We start from the raw sequence: 17,578 nt of genomic DNA on the forward strand, positions 1-17,578 counted from the left end.
GGCGGTTTACGGGAACTTGACAGGGACAGTTCGTAGGATCTCAACCTAACCGTGACCAACGGCTGGAATTCTGGCACGACTGTTGAAACTTGCCTTGAACGGAGATGGACCCGTGCTTATGTCCCAGGCGTGGCGCCGCCTCGCCCATAAGACGTCCGCGCTGGGATTGACGGGTACGCTCGCGATCTTCGTCGGCTCCATCTTCGTGCTCTCCACCCCGACGGCCGCGTTAGCCGCGACCAAGCAGTTCGCCTACACCTGCAGCGGCGGGCCGTTCAGCAACACCTCGCTCAGCGTCGGACTCACCGCGCCCGACACGGCGACGGCAGGCCAGACCTTCGACCTGACCGTGAACATCCCGTCGCTGACGCTCACGCCGCCGGCTCCCACAGCGAACACCACTGTGCAGGCCACCCTGACGCTGTCGCCGACCGGCGGCACCGTCTCTGACTCTGGCGCGAAGACGGGCGCGACGGTCACCTCCGGCCAGACGACGGTGCCGGCGGGCAACGTGACGTACAAGGTCGCGGTGAATGCCGGGGCCACAGGCAAGGTCAGCTTGAAGCCCGGCGAGCTGAAGCTGGCCCTCACCAGTGCCGCGACGACCGTCACGACGTGCACAGCGACCTCCACCAGTGATGTCCTGGACGTGACGATCGGGACCGGTGGCGGTAGCGGTGGCGATGAGGTCGTCGCCTATGACTGCGACCTCGCCAGCGGCGGCGGCGACGCCGACTATCCGGCCGACGTCGACATGAAGGTCGTCATGACGCCGCCCACCAGCGCCACCGCCAACGCCGACGCCTCGATCACCTGGACCGGCACCATTCAGACCGGCAGTGACACGCTGAAGGCGCCCACCGGCTTCCCCACCACCAGCCCCAAGATGTTCGTCACCGTCAAGGCGAGCGGTGCCGGAACCCCCGCCACCGCCACCGGCGAAGCGACGCTCGGCACCGTCACCATCGGCCAGGCCATCACGCTCCCCACGAGCGTCACCGTCAAGGTCAAGCCCACCACCACGGGCACCGTGACGCTGACCGCCGGCGACCTGGCCTTCGGCACCTCGGCGTCCTCGCCCGTGATCAAGTGCCTGGCCCCCACGACCGGCCTCAAGACGTACACCTTCACGGTGGGCTCCTCCACCGGTACCCCGACGACCTCCTCCACCCCGACCAACACCACCTCCACCCCCAAGCCCACCAAGACCAGCACCGCGACGGTGACGGTCACCCCGTCCACTAAGAAGTCGAAGACCCCCAAGGCCGGGGCCGACACCGGTGGTGGTGGTGAGGCGGGGCCCGACGGGCGGATGTTCATCCTGACCGGCACCGCGCTGGTGGGTGCCGCGGCCGTCGGCGGGCTCGTCATGCGGCGCCGTAACGCCACCAGGGGCTGACGGGAATGTCGGGGCACTATCCGTACGGCGGCGGCGATGGCGGGCACGTGCCGCCGCCCGCGGACAAGGGGAGCGCGGTGCTCAGGACCGTGCTCATCGGTGCGGCCATCGCCGGTGTCGTCACCGTCGTGGCCGGGCTGCTGATCGTGCTCAACTCCCCCCAGGAGTACGGGCTCGCGAGCAGCAACCGCGAGACCCTGAAGCTGCAGGCGCAGCCGGACGGGAAGGCCACCGGGCAGCCCGAGCAGGCTCTCTTCCAGGCGGCCCCCGACGTGCCGCCGCCGCTGCCGCAGATCAACCCCGCGCCCCCGATGATGCCGTCCACGCCCAAGCGGATCGTGATCAAGAGGCTCGGGATCAACGCGCCGATCACGTCCGTCGGGCTGAAGAAGGACGGGACGATCGAGGTGCCCCCGTCCGAGAACCCCAACCTGGCCGGGTGGTACCGGAGCATGTCCACCCCGGGTGAGGCGGGGCCGGCCGTGATCCTCGGGCACAAGGACACCAGGACGCGCCCCGCCGTGTTCAGCAGGCTCCCCGAGCTCAAGAACGGCGACACCATCGAGATCCAGCGCCAGGACAGGACGACCGCGGTGTTCACCGTCGGCGGCATCGAGCAGGCGAGCAAGAAGACGTTCCCGACCCAGCGCGTCTACGGGCCCCAGGAGAACGCTCAGCTTCACCTGATCACCTGCGGTGGGAACTACGATCGCACGATCGGCCACTACGACGACAACGTCATCGTCTACGCGACGATGACGAGCTCTTATCGAAGCTGACAAGCGCGGAGGCGGGCTATGGGCTGGATGGCCAAGCGGAGACTGCGTACCGGCCCGACGGCGGCCCTGCCCGCCAAGCCGGATCCGGCCGAGCTGCTGCGCATCGTGCGGCTCGCGGACCCCGGCGCGAAGAAGGACGGCGACGACATCGTGGCCACCGACGTGCGGGTGTACGCGCCCGTGGAGGCCGAGCCGGAGCTGACCGGTGGCGAGCTGGAGAAGGTGTGGGCGGTCAGGGTGGCCGCCGAGGGGCCGCTGCCGCTGAACTTCTTCGACCGCTACCTCGCCGAGGGCCTGGCCTTCCGGCTCAAGGGGCTCGCGGTGTGCCGGGGCGAGGTGACGGACCCCGCCGACGAGGAGGAGAGCGGGCCCGCCGTCATCCTTCCGGCGCGGCCGACCGCCGAGGAGCTGTCGCCGCTGCTGGAGCCGGACGAGGAGGACGAGTTCGCGTTCACGGCCGGTGACATCCGGGCCGTGCTCGTCCCGCAGAAGGGGCAGCCGCCCGCCGTTCAGGAGCTCCTGCCCTTCGCCGTCGAGCTGACCGCGATCGAGCTGCGCGGCGACGAGCCCGCCAAACTCGGCGCGCTCGCCCTAGAGCTGGCCGAGGCGCTGAACGGGCTGGTCGTGGACCGCTGGCGGTTCCGGGTCGACGCGGCGGAGGACCTGGTCCCGCCCACGCGTGAGTAGAACGTCGTTCTGTTGTAGTCTGCCCCTAGTAACCGAATAATGCTCGGTTTCCAGGAGGCACTGTGGCAGAGGCGTACATCGTCGGGGCCGTTCGCACCCCGGTCGGCAAGAAGAAGGGCGGCCTTTCCACCGTCCACCCCACTGACCTGGCCGCGCACACGCTGAAGGCGCTGATCGACCGCACGGGCGTCGACCCCGCGGCGGTCGAGGACGTCATCATGGGGTGCGTCATGCAGTTCGGCCCCCAGAGCATGGACATCGCGCGAAACGCCTGGCTGTCGGCGGGCCTGCCGGAGACCACCGCCGGCGTCACGATCGACCGGCAGTGCGGCTCCTCGCAGCAGTCGATCCACTTCGCCGCCCAGGGCGTGCTGTCCGGCACCCAGGACCTGGTCGTGGCCGCCGGCGTGGAGTCGATGAGCATCGTGCCGATGGGCTCGTCGATCACGGCCGCGCTGGAGAAGGGCATGCCCTTCCCGTTCGGTGAGAAGTGGGTCGAACGGTACGGCAAGCAGGAGATCTCGCAGTTCCGCGGCGCGGAGCTGATGTGCGAGAAGTGGGGCTACACGCGGGAGACGCTGGAGCGGTTCGCGCTGGAGTCCCACCAGCGCGCCGCCAAGGCCATCGCCAACGGCTACTTCAAGGACCAGATCGCCCCGGTCAACGGCGTCGAGGACGACGAGGGGCCGCGGCCCGACTCGACGCTGGAGAAGATGGCCACGCTCAAGACCCTGAAGGAGGGCGGCCAGATCACCGCCGCCACCTCCTCGCAGATCTCCGACGGCTCCGGCGCGCTGCTGATCGCCTCCGAGCAGGCGGTCAGGGACCACGGCCTGACGCCGCGGGCCCGCATCCACCAGCTCGCCCTCATGGGCGACGACCCGGTCTACATGCTGACCGCGCCGATCCCCGCCACGCGGCGGGCGCTGGCGAAGGCCGGCATGTCGATCGACGACATCGACGTGGTGGAGATCAACGAGGCGTTCGCGCCGGTGCCGCTGGCCTGGACGCACGAGCTCGGCGCCGACCCGGCCAAGGTCAACCCGAACGGCGGCGCCATCGCGCTCGGCCACCCGCTCGGCGGCACGGGCGCGATCCTGATGACCAAGCTCCTGCACGAGCTCGAGCGCACGGGCGGCCGGTACGGGCTGCAGACGATGTGCGAGGGCGGCGGCCAGGCCAACGTCACCATCATCGAGCGCCTCTAAGGCATGAAGGGTGCGAGCGCCGCCTCCTGGCGTACGGTGGAGGCGGCGCTCGCCTAACTACCATCCTGGTAGTTGTCTCAGCGGCCCTTCGGCGGGATGCGCCGGGGCGGCATGATCGGCCGTTGCGGCATCTTGGGCATCGGCCGCGTCACGGGCAATCCGGGAAGGTTCTTTTTCCTGGATGAACGGACTCGCATGAGGAAGCTCCTTTACACAGACTCACGACGCGGCTCATCGGGGCCGGTCTGCAAGCTCAGCTGCCGCGTCTGGACGGATGACGGGCGGTCTCGCTGCCGAGCAGCGGAGAATCACAGGTAAAGGCGCATGTCCATGACAGTACGGGCCGGCCGTAATCCCGTGCAACCGAATTAACGGCGACCGGCCATCAGCCGGGTCACTGCCACCGCCGCCCCCGACAGCGCCGCCACCAGCACCGTGATCGACAGGGGCGCGGCGAAGTAGGTGAGCTGGGCCCACGTCACCGCCCGCCCGTTCATGAGGAACGAGATCAGGTCCGGATACGCCGCCAGCACGGCCACGGGGAGCAGCACGGGCACGAGCCGCCACCAAACCCGCCTGCCCGTGTGCCGGGCGGCCCAGCGCCGGGCGCGCAGCACACCCAGGACGCCGAGGCCGGCCGCGGCCATCGCGAGCACGCCCAGCACCAGCTCGTACAGCTGCCGGTCGCCTCCGGGCACCTCAGGGGCGCGGCCCTCGCTCAGAGCGGTCAGCCCCTCCATGACGGTGTACGTGTCGTCGGTCAGCGCCGCCCCGTTCGCCATGACGGCGAAGCCGTAGCCGGTCTTGGGGGAGACGGCCTCGACGGCGTTGTACGTGAACAGGTTCCCCGAGTGCACGAGCTGCCCGGTCTCCCGCTCGACGCCCCAGCCCATGCCGTAGTCGCGGATCTTGCTCGGCGTGTGCATGATGTCCAGGCTCTCCCGCTTGACCAGCGGCCGCCCGTCGCCTGACTGCGCGATCAGCCACTTGCCCATGTCGGCGGCCGTGGTGACGACCCCGCCCGAGCCGCTGTCGTTGAGGAAGCCGGACAGCTCGGCACGCGGGAGCCAGGCGCCGAAGATCGAGTTGTAGCCGTCGGCCGGCCGGACGACCTGGTCGCTGACGGCGCTGGACTTCATGCCCAGCGGGCCGAACACCCGCTCCCGCAGGTAGTCGCCGAACCGCTGCCCGGAGGCCACCTCGACCAGCCGCGCGGCCAGGTCGTAGTTGACGTTGCAGTACTCCCAGCGGGTGCCGGGGTCGGCGCGGAGCTCGGAGCCGGACAGCCGGGAGGTGTAGTCGGCCAGCGAGGTGGCGCCTTCCACCGCGGCGATGTCGACCGTCGTGTCCGACAGGCCGGAGGTCTGGTTGAGCAGCTGCCGTACGGTGATCGACGCCGCGCGCGGGTCCGCCATCCTGAACCCCGGCAGCTGCCCGGCCACCGGCTCGTCCAGCTTGATCCTGCCGCGCTCCACGAGCGTCATCACGGCCATCGCGGTGAACGACTTGCTGACCGAGGCCACGCGCATCGGGGTGTTCGCGGTGACGGGACGCCCCTCGGAGTCGTGGCCGTAGCCGGCCGCGTGCACGACCTCGCCGTTGTGCGTCACGACCACGGACATGCCGGGCAGTCCGGTGGACTCCATGGCCTGGCGCAGGTAGGCGTCGATGGTCTGGGAGGTCGGCTGCGGGGCGGGGGCGAGGGTCAGCGCCGTCGAGAGGCCGATCAGGAGGGACTTCACTGCTATCACGGAGAGAAACCTAGGAAGTCGCCCCCGTCCTCCGGATCGGCCGACCGTCCAGTGCCACCCCTGACGAAAGTCAGGTCAGACGCTCCGGGACGGTGTTGTGCACCTGCTGGAAGATCACCGACGTGCGGAAGCCGACGATCTCCTTGCGCTTGCTCAGCCGGTCGAGCAGGAACGAGTGCAGGTGGTCCAGGTCCTGCACCGCCACGTGCAGGAGGAAGTCGTCCCCGCCCGCCAGCACGAACACGCTCAGCACCTCCGGCATCGCCGCCGCCGACGACTTGAACGCGTTGATCACCGCCCGGCTCAGCGGCCGTACCTGGACCGAGACCATGGCCTGCACGCTCCGGTTGAGCGCGGCCGGGTCGATCTCGGCGTGGTAGCCGCGGATCACGCCGCGCCGGGTGAGCGACCTGACCCGCTCCAGACAGGTGGAGGGTGCGACGCCGAGCTGCCGGGCCAGCTCCCGGTTGGACTGCCGCGCATCCGTTTGGAGCAGCCGCACGATTTCCGAATCAAGTTCGTCCATGAGTGGATGGTGTCATGTGGTTCCGGCCATTCGTTCGACTGACAGGGGTTGGCGCCGAATGAGTGCATTAGTTTCGGCTGCATGTCGGAACATCGCATAGGCGCAGGACACGGCACGGCACTGCTGGTCGGGGCGGTCCTGGGGCCGGGGATGCTGGTGCTGCCGCACCTCGCCGCCGCTGCCGCGGGGCCCGCGTCCGTGCTGGCCTGGGCCGGGCTGCTCGCGCTGAGCGTCCCCGTCGCGCTGACCTTCGCCGCGCTCGGCGCCAGATACCCCGACGGCGGGGGAGTGGCGAGCGTCGCCGGGCTCGCGTTCGGCCGGCACGCCTCCGCCGTGGTCGGCTGGTGGTTCTACGGCGCGGTCCCCATCGGCACCGTCGCCGGCGCGCTGGTCGGCGGCCAGTACGTCGAGGCCACGCTGGGCATGGACGCCACCCTGGCCGCCTGCCTGATCCTGGGAGCCGCCTTCGCCGCCAACGCCGCCGGGCTGCGCACCTCGGGACGGTTGCAGATCGGCTTCGTCATCCTGCTCGTCGCGCTCCTGGCCACGGCCGTGATCACCGCCGCGCCGCACGCCGACCCGGGCAACTTCACCCCCTTCGCCCCGTACGGCGCCGCGGGCGTGGCGGACGCGGCCGGCGTGCTCCTGTTCGCCTTCGTCGGCTGGGAGGCGGCCAGCCACCTGTCGGCCGAGTTCGCCGGCAAGGGGAACGGCCTGGTCCGGGCCACCGCGGTGACGCTCGTCGTGATCGGGATCCTGTACGTGGGCGTGTCGGTCACCTCCGTCGGCGTGCTCGGCCCCGGCATGACCGGCGTGCCGCTCACCGCCATGCTGGAGACCGGCATAGGGCCGGCCGCGCGGCCCGTCACCGGGGTGGTGGCGGTGCTGCTGACCTTCGGCGCGGTCAACACCTACCTCGCCGGGGCCTCCCGGCTGGGCGCGGCCATGGCCAGGGACGGGGCGCTGCCGGGCTGGTTCGCCAAGGGCGGGGCGCCGGGCGAGACGCCGTACCGGAGCCTGGGGCTGCTTGCCATGCTCAGCGTGCCCGTGCTGGTGTGGGCGGTGGATCTGGACCTGCTCATGCGGGCCACCTCGGCCTGCCTGGCCGCGGTCACGGCGGCGGGCGTGGTGGCGGCCGTGCGGATGCTGCCCGCGGGGCGGCACCGGAACACGGCCGTGGTGGGCGCCGGGCTGTCGCTCGTGGCGCTGGTGTTCTGCGGTGCCTATCTCGTGGTGCCCGCCGTGCTCGCCCTGGTGGCGATCGGGGCTCTGAAAGCGAATGTTCGCCGTTCGTACAGAATCGAGCGATGAGGCGCCGTCAGGCGGGCAGTACTCCTAGCACAGGACGGCGGATCGTCGGGAGGTGCTATGACCGAGCACGCCAAGTACGCGGAGTCCAGGGAGGTCGGCGAGCAGGCCCGCGAGAAGGAGTGGACGCGGCCGAGCTTCGCCAAGCAGCTCTTCCTCGGTGACTACCGGCTGGATCTCGTGTACCCCGTGCCGACGCTGTCCGAAGAGGCGACCAAACGGGGTGAGGAGTTCGTCAGGGCGGTGCGGCGCTACCTCGACGCCCATGTCGATCCCGCGCTCATCGAGCGGACCGCGCAGGTGCCCGACGAGGTGGTCAAGGGGCTCGCGGCGCTCGGGGCCTTCGGGATCACGATCGGCGAGGAGTACGGCGGGCTCGGGCTGCCCTACCTGTACTACTGCCGCACCCTCATGCTCGTCGGCTCCTACTGCCCGGCGCTGGCCACGCTGCTGTCGGCGCACCAGTCGATCGGGGTGCCGCAGCCGCTCAAGCTGTTCGGGACCGAGGAGCAGAAGCGGGAGTTCCTGCCGAGGTGCGCGGCGGGCGAGATCTCCGCGTTCCTGCTGACCGAGCCCGACGTGGGCTCCGACCCGGCGCGCCTGTCCACCACCGCCGTCCGCGACGGCGACGACTACGTGCTCGACGGCGTCAAGTTGTGGACGACGAACGGCGTCGTCGCCGACCTCCTGGTGGTCATGGCCAGGACCGGCAAGAAGATCAGCGCGTTCGTGGTCGAGGCCGACTCTCCCGGCATCACGGTCAAGCGGCGCAACGGCTTCATGGGGCTGCGCGGCATCGAGAACGGGGTCACCGAGTTCTCCCAGGTCAGGGTGCCGGCCAAGAACCTGATCGGGCGCGAGGGGCAGGGGCTGAAGATCGCCCTGACCACGCTCAACACCGGCCGCCTGTCGCTGCCGGCCACGTGCGCGGGCAACGCCAAGTGGGCCGTCAAGATCGCCCGCGAGTGGGGCAACGAGCGCGTGCAGTGGGGGCGCAAGGTCGGCGAGCACGAGGCCGTGGCCACGAAGATCGCGTTCATCGCGGCGACCGCGTACGCGCTCGAAGCCCTCTGCGAGCTCACCAGCCGCCTGGCCGACGACCAGCGCAACGACATCAGGATCGAGGCGGCGCTGGCCAAGCTGTACGCGTCGGAGCTGTCGTACCAGGCGCTCGACGAGCTGGTCCAGATCAGAGGCGGGCGCGGCTACGAGACCGCCGAGTCGCTCGTGGCGCGCGGCGAGCGCGGCGTGCCCGCCGAGCAGATGCTGCGCGACTCCCGCATCAACCGCATCTTCGAGGGCTCCTCGGAGATCATGCGCCTGATGATCACCCGGGAGGCGGTGGACGCGCACCTGTCGGCCGCCGGGGAGCTGATCAACCCGGAGGCCTCCCGCCAGGAACGCGCCCAGGCCCTGCGCCGGGCCGGCGGCTTCTACGCCAGGTGGCTGCCCACGCTGGTGGCGGGCACCGGCAACCTGCCCGCGTCGTACGGCGACTTCGGCCCGCTGGCCGCGCACCTGCGCTTCGTGGAGCGGACCAGCCGCAAGCTGGCCAGGTCCACCTTCTACGGCATGTCGCGCTGGCAGGGCCGGCTGGAGCACAAGCAGTCGTTCCTCGGCAGGCTCGTGGACATCGGGGCCGAGCTGTTCGCCATGACCGCCGTGTGCGTCAAGGCGGAGGAGGACTCCAGGGACCTCGGGCGACGGCCGTACGAGCTCGCCGACACCTTCTGCCACCAGGCACGACGCCGCGTGGACGCGCTGTTCGACCGGCTCTGGGACAACAGCGACGCGGGCGACGTGCGGCTGGCCGGCTACGTGCTCGACGGCCGCTACGGGTTCGTCGAGGAAGGCATCCTCGACCCCTCCATCGAGGGCCCGTGGATCGGCACGCCGCAGGGTGGGGAGAGCGTCCGGAGAAAGATCCTCTGACGCCCGGTCTAGACCGGTTGTGAGGTTTTCCGACCCTCAGCGTTTTCAAACTGATACGAGCCGGTATAGACCGGCTTGTCGATCCAGGCTTACGCTGGCGCAAACGCGTCGAGCTGTACGCTCGCGTGCCCCATCCCCCAGGACGGGGTCCGTTGGCTGGTACGGACCAGCACCCGTCCGACGAGAAGGCGGTATCTCCAGTGAACATGAAGCTTGTGGGCGGCGCCGCTCTCGGCCTTGCCACGATGCTGGTCCTGTCCAGCTGCGGCTCCGGCGGTTCCGGCGGTGGCGGAGGCAACACGCAGGCGTCGGGCGGCGGGCCGGTCACCCTGAAGATGGTCGCCGCCGACTACGGCGACGGCCCCGGCAAGCCGAACTCGGGCGAGACGTTCTGGAAGGGCGTCGTGGACGAGTTCCAGGCGGCCAACCCGAACATCAAGGTCGACGTCCAGGTCATCAACTGGAACGACATCGACAAGCAGGTCGCCACCATGGTCCAGAACGGCCAGGTGCCCGACATCCTGCAGACCGGCGACTACTCCGGCTTCGTCAAGGACGGGCTGCTCTACAAGGTGGACGAGGTGCTGTCGCCGAACGTCTCGGGCGACATGCTGCAGAAGTTCGCCGAGTTCGGCAAGGTCGACGGCACCGCGTACGGCATCCCGTTCGTCTCCTCCGCGCGGGCGCTGTTCTACAACAAGGACCTGTTCCAGAAGGCCGGCATCGCCGAGCCGCCGAAGACCTGGGACGAGCTGAAGGCCGACGCCGAGAAGCTGAAGAAGGCCGGCGTCACGCAGCCGTTCGGCCTGCCTCTTGGCCAGGAGGAGGCCCAGGGCGAGTCGTTCCTGTGGATGCTGGGCAACGGCGGCGGCTACAAGGACGCCTCCGGCAAGTGGGCGATCAACTCGCCGCAGAACGTCGAGACCTTCACGTACATGAAGGGCCTGGTCGACGCGGGCCTGACCACCCCCAACCCGGGCACCAAGGACCGTAAGACGGTCTGGGAGGACTTCGGCGCGGGCAAGGTCGGCATGGTCAACGGCGGCCCCATGTCCATCCCGATCTTCGACGCGGCCGGGCTGAAGAACTACGGCGTCGCGCCGATCCCCGGCAAGAGCGGCCCGCTCGACACCACGCTCGGCGTCATGGACTGGATCATGGCGTTCAACAAGAACGGCCACGGCGCCGAGATCAAGAAGTTCTTCGACTTCTTCTACACCGGCAGCGCCGCCCAGAAGATCTCGGACACGTACAAGCTGCTGCCCGTCACCAACGGCGGCATCCAGAAGCTGTCGGGCGACGAGAAGCTCAAGCCGTTCCTCGACGCGCTGCCCAACGCCAGCTTCTACCCCTTCCAGGACCCCAAGTGGGCCGAGGTGAACCCGGCCATCAAGCAGACCATCGGCGGGGCCGTCAAGGACGACCCGGCCAAGGTCCTCGGTGAGCTGCAGAAGACCGCCGAAGCGGCCGGCTGATACGTCGGGGGCCCGTGCGGCCGGCGCTCTCCGCGGTGCCGGCCGCACCGTCTTGGAAGGTTGCTCATGAGAAGGTTGCGCGCCCTGGAACCCCTCGCGTGGGTCGGGCCCGCCGTGGTGCTGATCGCGCTGGTCGTGCTCTGGCCCGTGATCGAGATGATCAGGTCGTCGTTCCTCAAGATCAGCCGGTTCGGGGTGGTCCAGGGGGGCAACGGCCTCGCGAACTACGAGAAGCTGTTCGGCGAGAAGGACTTCGCCGACATCATGGTCCGCAGCGTGATCTGGGTGGTCGCGGTCGTCGCGCTCACCGTGCTGATCTCGCTGGCCCTCGCCCAGCTGTTCAACCAGAACTTCCCGCTGCGCAAGGCGGCCCGGTGGGCGCTGATCGCGCCGTGGGCCGCGTCGGTGCTGATGACGGCGATCATCTTCAAGTGGATGCTCGACCCCGAGGTCGGCGTGATCAACCAGATCCGACTGAAGCTGGGGCTGATCGACGCGATGGGCGGGGCCTCGGCCGACCAGCTCGGCGACGCCTCCACCGCGATGCCGTGGCTGGTGTTCGTGGCCGTCTTCGTGTCGGTGCCGTTCACCACGTACGCGCTGCTGGCCGGGCTGGCGACGATCCCCGCCGACGTCTATGAGGCGGCCAAGATGGACGGAGCCACCCGGTTCCGGACGTACTGGTCGATCACGCTGCCGCTGCTGCGGCCCGCGCTCACCGTGGCCGCGCTCATCAACGTCATGAACGTCTTCAACAGCTTCCCGATCATCTGGGCCATGACACACGGCCAGCCCGGCTACTCCACGGCCACCTCGACGATCCTCATGTTCATCCTCAAGGGCTCGAACATCGGCGAGTCGGCGGCCATGTCCGTCGTCAACTTCGGCATGGTGATCATCCTGACCGCGATCTTCCTCAAGGTCTCCCGCTGGAACAAGGAGGTGGCGTGATGGCGATCAAGACCCTGCCGTCGCAGGCCACCCGGCCGCGGCAGCACGTCAGGCCGTCGGCGCGGCGCAGGATGCCGAAGCTCAAGACCGTGCTCGTCGCGGCCGCCGCGTACGTCGTCGCGTTCGTCTTCCTGTTCCCGTACGTGGTGATGCTGCTCACCTCGCTGCGCTCGCAGGAGTCGCTGCGCGAGGTGTCGTTCTGGCCGAAGGAGTGGGTGTGGTCGAACCTCGCCAACTTCTGGGCCGGCGGCCTGGCCGGCAACCTGTGGGTGACGCTCAAGGTCGCCGGCGGCTCGACCGTGCTGGTGCTCCTGGTGGCGCTGCCGGCCGCGTACTACTCGGCCCGGCACAACTTCAGGGGGCGCACGGCCTTCCTGATCCTCGTGCTGATCACCCAGATGTTCCAGCCCACGGCCATGCTGGTCGGCATCTACCGCGAGTTCTTCCAGTTCGGGCTGGTGGACTCGATCTGGTCGCTGATCCTCGTGAACGGCGGGTTCAACCTGGCGTTCGCGGTGTGGATCCTGAACGCGTACTTCGCCTCGATCCCGCGCGAGCTGGAGGAGGCGGCGTTCATCGACGGGAACGGGCGCTTCGGGGCGCTGTTCAGGATCACGCTGCCGCTGGCCCTGCCCGGCGTCATCACGGCGCTGATCTTCACCTTCATCGCCGCCTGGAACGAGTTCGTGGTCGCCCTGACCCTGACCACGACGCCGGAGAACCAGCCGCTCACGGTGGCGCTCAACTCGTTCATCGGTCAGTACCAGGTGGACTGGCAGAACCTGTTCGCCGGGTCGGTGATCGCCACCATCCCCGTGATCATCCTCTTCGCGCTGATCGAGCGGAAGGTGGTGGGCGGCCTCACGGCCGGGTCGATCAAGTAGCGCCTACGCCTTGGGCTGGGGCACCCGTGCCACGCAGAAGACCGTCTGGCCGAACGGTGGCCTGATGAACCGCTCGATGAAGCGGGTCGTCGGGACCACCGTACGGTCGTAGATCTTGACCAGGCGCGGGTCGGGGTAGCCGACGCCGCCCCGGCGCACGGCGGCCCACCAGGCGATGCCGCCCAGGAAGTTGATCGGCTTGAGCACCTCGATGTCCAGGCCCGCCTTGGCGACCGTCGCGCCGAGCGTCTTGGGCGTGTAGCGCTGGACGTGGCCCACCTTGCGGTCGAAGTCTCCGTAGAGCTGCATGTAGCCGGGGACCCAGATGATGATCCGCCCGCCCGGCAGCGTGACCCGGGCCAGCGAGCGCAGCGCCTCGGCGTCGTCCTCGATGTGCTCCAGGACGTTCATCATGACGACGGTGTCGACCTTGTCCTCAAGCGGGATGTTCGTCGGCAGCCCGAACTGCAGGACGTCGATGTCGTCGCGGCCCGCGAACCGCTTTTCCAGCTGCTCGACGCAGTAGGGGTCGAAGTCGCTCACGACCAGCCTGTCGAGTCGCGGCAGGAACGCCTCGGCGAAGTGGCCGAGGCCGGAGCCGATCTCCAGCATCGAACGGCCGACATGCGGGGCGACCATGTCCAGCTCGTACTGCCGATAGTTCTTGGCCTCGTCCCCACCTAGGTGGTTCTCCAGGGCCTCGTCACCGGCCGCCGGTTGCACTACACGGTCATACCCAGACATAGTCCCGTTCCTTCTCGGGGGGGCTCATGGATTGCCCGAGTCTAATGCCCCGATCACTGGTGACGTTCACCCGATACGCGAAAGACCCTTCCCCGGGGCACCTCGAATGGGGTGGAATCTGACTCGCCATGGACGACGACGAGGCGATCGAGCGCTCGCTCGCCGGTGACCAAGCCGCCTATGAGGTGCTGGTCGCCCGCTACAGCGCGCTCGCCCACCGTACCGCTTTCATGCTGGGGGCGGGGGACGAGGCCGAGGACGTGGTGCAGGAGGCGTTCGTCAAGGCGTTCCGGCATCTGCCGGGCTTCCGCAGGGACTCGCCGTTCCGCCCCTGGCTGCTGCGGATCGTGGCCAACGAGACCCACAACCTGACCCGGTCGCGGGGGCGCCGCTCCGAGCTGGCCTTACGGTTGAGCGCCACGGCGTCCCTGACCGCGCCCGACGACCCCGAGGGCACCGCGGTGGCCGGGGACCGGCGCTCGCGCCTGCTGGAGGCGGTACGCCGGCTGCCCGAGCGGGAACGCCAGGCCGTCGTCTGCCGGTACTTCTTACAGCTGACCGAGGCGGAGACGGCGCAGGTGCTCGACTGGCCCGTGGGCACCGTCAAGTCCAGCACGCATCGGGGGCTGGCCCGGCTGAGGGAGGAGGTGGGCAATGAACTCGCGTGAGCCTTTCGACGACCTGGAGGCCGAACTCCTGGCGCTCGGCGACCTCCTGGACGTCCCCGGCCCGCCGCCCGCCGACGTCGCCGCGGCCGTACGCGCCCGCCTGGAGGCTCCGGACGAGGCTTCGCGCGGTGAGGTGCCCGATCCGGCCCATGGCCCCGTCAGCGGCCCCGTCCGGCCGCACTCCCCGGTGCGCCGCCGCCGGCGCGCGAGGTGGAAGGTCGTCACGGCCGTCGTCCTCGTCGTCATCGCGATCACGGCCGCGACCCCCCAGGGGCGGGCGGCGGTGGTACGGATCCTGCGCTTCGCCGGGATCGAGCTCCGGATCGGCGACGCGCCGCCCAGGGCCGTCACCAGCGTCACGCCCCTGCCGTACGAGCACCCCGTGGACCAGGACGGCCTGAAGGCCGAGGTGAAGTTCCGGGTCAGGACGCCGAAGGCGCTGGGGGAGCCCGAGCGCACCACGGTGTCCGACAGGGGCCGGGTCGTGTCGATGTTCTGGCCGGGCGGCGTCCGGCTCGACCAGTTCGACGGCGGCCTGGACCCGGTGCTCTTCAAGAAGCTCGGCCCGCCCTGGCCCGACTACACCAAGGTCGGGCCGTACCAGGCCTGGTGGATCCCGGGGGCGCACCCCCTCGGCTACCTCATCCGCCAGGACGGCACCGAGATCCCCCTGCGCCAGGCGGGCCCCACCCTCATCTGGCAGCAGGACGCCCTGAACTACCGCCTGGAAGGCGTCAAGACCGAGGAAGAGGCCGTCCGCGTCGCCACGTCACTCGGGTGAGCTCGTCAGCCACTGGTCCACGCCCGCGAGCAGCTCCTTGCGCACCGGCTCGGGGGCCGCGGAGGAGCGTACGGACTGGCGGGCCAGCTCGGCCAGCTCCGCGTCGCTGAAGCCGTAGACGTCCCTGGCCAGCTCGTACTGGCTCAGCAGCCGCGCGCCGAACAGCAGCGGGTCGTCGGACCCCAGGGCGATCGGCACGCCCGCGTCGAACAGCCGCCGCAGCGGCACGTCGGCGGCCCGCTCGGCCACCCCCAGGCCCACGTTGGAGGTGGGGCAGACCTCGCAGCAGATCTGCCGGTCGGCCAGCCGGTGCATGAGCCGCTCGTCCTCCGCCGCCCGCACCCCGTGCCCGACCCGGTCCGCGTCCAGGTCGTCCACGCACTGCGCCACGCTGCGCGGCCCCAGCAGCTCGCCCCCGTGCGGCACGGACAGCAGCCCGCCCCGCTTGGCGATCCTGAACGCCCGCTCGAAGTCCCTCGCCGCGCCCCGCCGCTCGTCGTTGGACAGCCCGAACCCCACCACGCCCTTGCCGGCGTACTGGGTGGCGAGCCGGGCCAGCGTGTTCGCGTCGAGCGGGTGGCGGGTCCTGTTGGCCGCCACGACCACCGCGATCCCGATCCCCGCGTGCTCGGCCGCCAGGCGCGCCGCGTCCAGCGTCAGCTCCAGCGTCGCCGTCAGCCCGCCGAACCGCTGCGCGTACCCCGACGGGTCCACCTGGATCTCCAGCCACCGGGACCCGGCCGCCGCCTCGTCCTCGGCCGTCTCGCGCAGCAGCCGGTAGACGTGCTCGGAACGGGTCAGCACGGACCTGGCGATGTCGTACAGCCGCTGGAACCTGAACCACCCGCGCTCGTCGGTGGCCCGCAGCTGGGGCGGCCAGTCCTCCTCCAGCGCGTCCGGCAGGTGCAGCCCCTGTTCCCTGGCCAGCTCGATAAGCGTGGAATGCCGCATCGATCCGGTGAAATGCAGGTGTAGATGCGCCTTGGGCAGCGTGTTCAGGGGCCTTGCCATTTGCATATCTTGCCACTCAACCCCGGGACCGCTTCGCGCGTTGGGGAGGGCGAAAGGGGACCTTCGCTCATGACAGATGACGATGAAGCGGCCTTCGACGAGTTCCTGGCCGCCCGGAGCACCTCGCTGCTGCGCACCGCGATCCTGGTCTGCGGAGCGACCGAGCACGACGCCGAGGACCTGGTGCAGCACGCGCTGGAGAAGGTCTACCGGCACTGGCCGCGGATCAGATGGGACAACCCGGAGGCCTACGCGCGCAAGGTCGTCGTGAACGCGGCGATCAGCAAGGCGCGGCGGCGCAAGATCGTGCAGGAGATCACCTTCGCCCGGCCGCCGGAGACCGCCGCCGACACTCCCGACCTGGACCTGCGCCACGCGCTCATCAGGGAGCTGCGCAGGCTGCCGCCCAAGATGCGGGCCGTGCTCGTCCTGCGCTACTGGGAGGACCAGTCGGAAGGGGACACCGCGGCCCTGCTGGGCTGCTCGGTCGGGACCGTGAAGAGCCAGGCGGCGCGGGGGCTCGCCAGGGTCCGCGAAAACATGACTGTCGCAAAGGAAGTGACCAGATGAGGATCGAGGACGACCTCGCGGACGCCATGCGGGCGCACGTCTCCGACGTGCAGGCCCCGCCGGACCTGGGCAGGTCCGTACGGCGCCGCAACCGCTCCCGCGTGCTCCGTTTCCGCGTGGCGGGCGCGGCGCTCGTCACGGCGGCGGTGGCGGTGGCCGTGCCCGTGGCGCTGAACTCCGGGGAACCCGCCGGCGGGGAGGCCGCGACCGGTCAGGACCGGGCCGTGGTGCGGAACGACGTGACCGTGCCGGACGTGACGGGCAAGCCCGTCACCGAGGCGGTGCCCCTGCTGCGCGCGGCCGGGCTGCTGGCCGACATGGCGGCGGAGGAGGTGCGGAACAACCGGGTGATCGGGCAGAAGCCCGCGGCCGGGGAGCAGGTCGCGCCCGGCAGCCATGTCGAGCTCACCCTGGAGCCGCCGCCTGTCACCATGCCGCAGGATCTGGGTGATCTGGGTGACGGGCGGGAGTTCGGCGGCATCCGCCTGGATTACCTGCCGGAAGGGCTCGAATGGGGCAAGTGGTCGGGCAAGGACGGGTTCGGCAAGCACAGTTTCACCACCACCTATGACAAGCCGGGCAACGAGCCGGGGCGCTACTCCGTACAGGTGATCGTGTTCGAGGGAGAGGCCGCCAAGAACGCCATCGCCCGCTTCCCCAAGGCCGGCGCCGAGACCGTGGACATCGGCGGCGCGAAGGCGCGCCTGGCGACGCTCGGCGAGGGCGGCGAGGTCGTGTCGGAGGGCACGCTCACGATCGCCTGGAAGCTGCGCGACGGGCTCGCGGTCGAGGTGTGCATCAGCCCCGACTACGCCAAGGACGTGGACGGCCCGGCCGAGGCCAGGAAGATCGCGGCAGGCATCCGCGCGACCGGCTGAACAGGCGGTACGGATGAGGCCGAACG

Annotated in this window: 17 protein-coding genes; 13 read left to right on the top strand and 4 right to left on the bottom strand. The window is 69.9% G+C overall.

What is annotated here, in order from left to right; genetic code table 11:
- Window positions 1-118 precede the first annotated feature (118 nt).
- From ACWDX9_RS14980 to ACWDX9_RS14995, 4 genes are all read left to right on the top strand, one after another.
- Complete coding sequence (locus tag ACWDX9_RS14980; RefSeq protein ID WP_449953597.1) at window positions 119-1,399, top strand: hypothetical protein; 1,281 nt, start codon at window positions 119-121, stop codon at window positions 1,397-1,399.
- A 5-nt stretch (window positions 1,400-1,404) separates the two neighbouring features.
- Window positions 1,405-2,178: a class F sortase gene (locus ACWDX9_RS14985; protein ID WP_449953600.1), complete on the top strand. Its 774-nt coding sequence runs from the start codon at window positions 1,405-1,407 to the stop codon at window positions 2,176-2,178.
- A gap of 27 nt (window positions 2,179-2,205) precedes the next feature.
- Complete coding sequence (locus ACWDX9_RS14990; RefSeq protein WP_449953602.1) at window positions 2,206-2,865, top strand: hypothetical protein; 660 nt, start codon at window positions 2,206-2,208, stop codon at window positions 2,863-2,865.
- Window positions 2,866-2,927: 62 nt separating this feature from the next.
- The gene (locus tag ACWDX9_RS14995) at window positions 2,928-4,073 is read left to right on the top strand and encodes an acetyl-CoA C-acetyltransferase (protein ID WP_449953605.1); all 1,146 of its coding nucleotides are present in this window, start codon (window positions 2,928-2,930) and stop codon (window positions 4,071-4,073) included.
- A 368-nt stretch (window positions 4,074-4,441) separates the two neighbouring features.
- Here ACWDX9_RS14995 and ACWDX9_RS15000 read toward each other — a convergent pair whose 3' ends face one another.
- Window positions 4,442-5,824, bottom strand: a complete 1,383-nt coding sequence (locus ACWDX9_RS15000) for a serine hydrolase domain-containing protein (protein ID WP_449953608.1) — start codon at window positions 5,822-5,824, stop codon at window positions 4,442-4,444.
- 70 nt (window positions 5,825-5,894) lie between these two features.
- The gene (locus ACWDX9_RS15005; protein WP_185070549.1) at window positions 5,895-6,350 is read right to left on the bottom strand and encodes an Lrp/AsnC family transcriptional regulator; all 456 of its coding nucleotides are present in this window, start codon (window positions 6,348-6,350) and stop codon (window positions 5,895-5,897) included.
- An 81-nt stretch (window positions 6,351-6,431) separates the two neighbouring features.
- Between ACWDX9_RS15005 and ACWDX9_RS15010 the strand changes: the two genes are divergently transcribed.
- The 5 genes from ACWDX9_RS15010 (at window position 6,432) to ACWDX9_RS15030 (ending at window position 12,900) form a co-directional block, all read left to right on the top strand.
- Window positions 6,432-7,661, top strand: a complete 1,230-nt coding sequence (locus ACWDX9_RS15010) for an APC family permease (RefSeq protein WP_449953611.1) — start codon at window positions 6,432-6,434, stop codon at window positions 7,659-7,661.
- 57 nt (window positions 7,662-7,718) lie between these two features.
- Window positions 7,719-9,590, top strand: a complete 1,872-nt coding sequence (locus tag ACWDX9_RS15015) for an acyl-CoA dehydrogenase family protein (RefSeq protein WP_397369242.1) — start codon at window positions 7,719-7,721, stop codon at window positions 9,588-9,590.
- 206 nt (window positions 9,591-9,796) lie between these two features.
- The gene (locus ACWDX9_RS15020; protein ID WP_350733392.1) at window positions 9,797-11,065 is read left to right on the top strand and encodes an extracellular solute-binding protein; all 1,269 of its coding nucleotides are present in this window, start codon (window positions 9,797-9,799) and stop codon (window positions 11,063-11,065) included.
- 66 nt (window positions 11,066-11,131) lie between these two features.
- Window positions 11,132-12,016 carry a carbohydrate ABC transporter permease gene (locus tag ACWDX9_RS15025; RefSeq protein ID WP_449953615.1) on the top strand — a complete coding sequence of 295 codons (885 nt, stop codon included), beginning with the start codon at window positions 11,132-11,134 and terminating at the stop codon, window positions 12,014-12,016.
- Window positions 12,016-12,900: a carbohydrate ABC transporter permease gene (locus tag ACWDX9_RS15030; protein WP_449953618.1), complete on the top strand. Its 885-nt coding sequence runs from the start codon at window positions 12,016-12,018 to the stop codon at window positions 12,898-12,900. Before ACWDX9_RS15025 ends, ACWDX9_RS15030 begins: the two co-directional genes overlap by 1 nt.
- Before the next feature lie 3 nt (window positions 12,901-12,903).
- On the opposite strand, the gene ACWDX9_RS15035 is transcribed toward ACWDX9_RS15030, so the two are convergent.
- Window positions 12,904-13,644, bottom strand: coding sequence for a class I SAM-dependent methyltransferase (locus tag ACWDX9_RS15035; protein WP_350733398.1), 741 nt, complete (start codon window positions 13,642-13,644; stop codon window positions 12,904-12,906).
- A 128-nt stretch (window positions 13,645-13,772) separates the two neighbouring features.
- Here ACWDX9_RS15035 and ACWDX9_RS15040 point away from each other — a divergent pair, with 128 nt between their 5' ends.
- Window positions 13,773-14,312, top strand: a complete 540-nt coding sequence (locus tag ACWDX9_RS15040) for an RNA polymerase sigma factor (protein WP_449953621.1) — start codon at window positions 13,773-13,775, stop codon at window positions 14,310-14,312.
- Entirely contained in the window at window positions 14,299-15,093 is a 795-nt protein-coding gene (locus ACWDX9_RS15045; protein WP_449953624.1) for a hypothetical protein, read from the top strand. Before ACWDX9_RS15040 ends, ACWDX9_RS15045 begins: the two co-directional genes overlap by 14 nt.
- On the opposite strand, the gene ACWDX9_RS15050 is transcribed toward ACWDX9_RS15045, so the two are convergent.
- Window positions 15,082-16,104: an adenosine deaminase gene (locus ACWDX9_RS15050; protein WP_449953627.1), complete on the bottom strand. Its 1,023-nt coding sequence runs from the start codon at window positions 16,102-16,104 to the stop codon at window positions 15,082-15,084. The genes ACWDX9_RS15045 and ACWDX9_RS15050 overlap by 12 nt on opposite strands.
- Before the next feature lie 69 nt (window positions 16,105-16,173).
- Between ACWDX9_RS15050 and ACWDX9_RS15055 the strand changes: the two genes are divergently transcribed.
- Window positions 16,174-16,674, top strand: a complete 501-nt coding sequence (locus ACWDX9_RS15055) for a SigE family RNA polymerase sigma factor (RefSeq protein ID WP_364264831.1) — start codon at window positions 16,174-16,176, stop codon at window positions 16,672-16,674.
- Entirely contained in the window at window positions 16,671-17,552 is an 882-nt protein-coding gene (locus ACWDX9_RS15060; protein WP_449953630.1) for a PASTA domain-containing protein, read from the top strand. The genes ACWDX9_RS15055 and ACWDX9_RS15060 overlap by 4 nt, the downstream gene beginning before the upstream one ends.
- The last annotated feature ends 26 nt before the right edge of the window (window positions 17,553-17,578 follow it).

The organism is Nonomuraea sp. NPDC003201 (genome assembly GCF_053590415.1).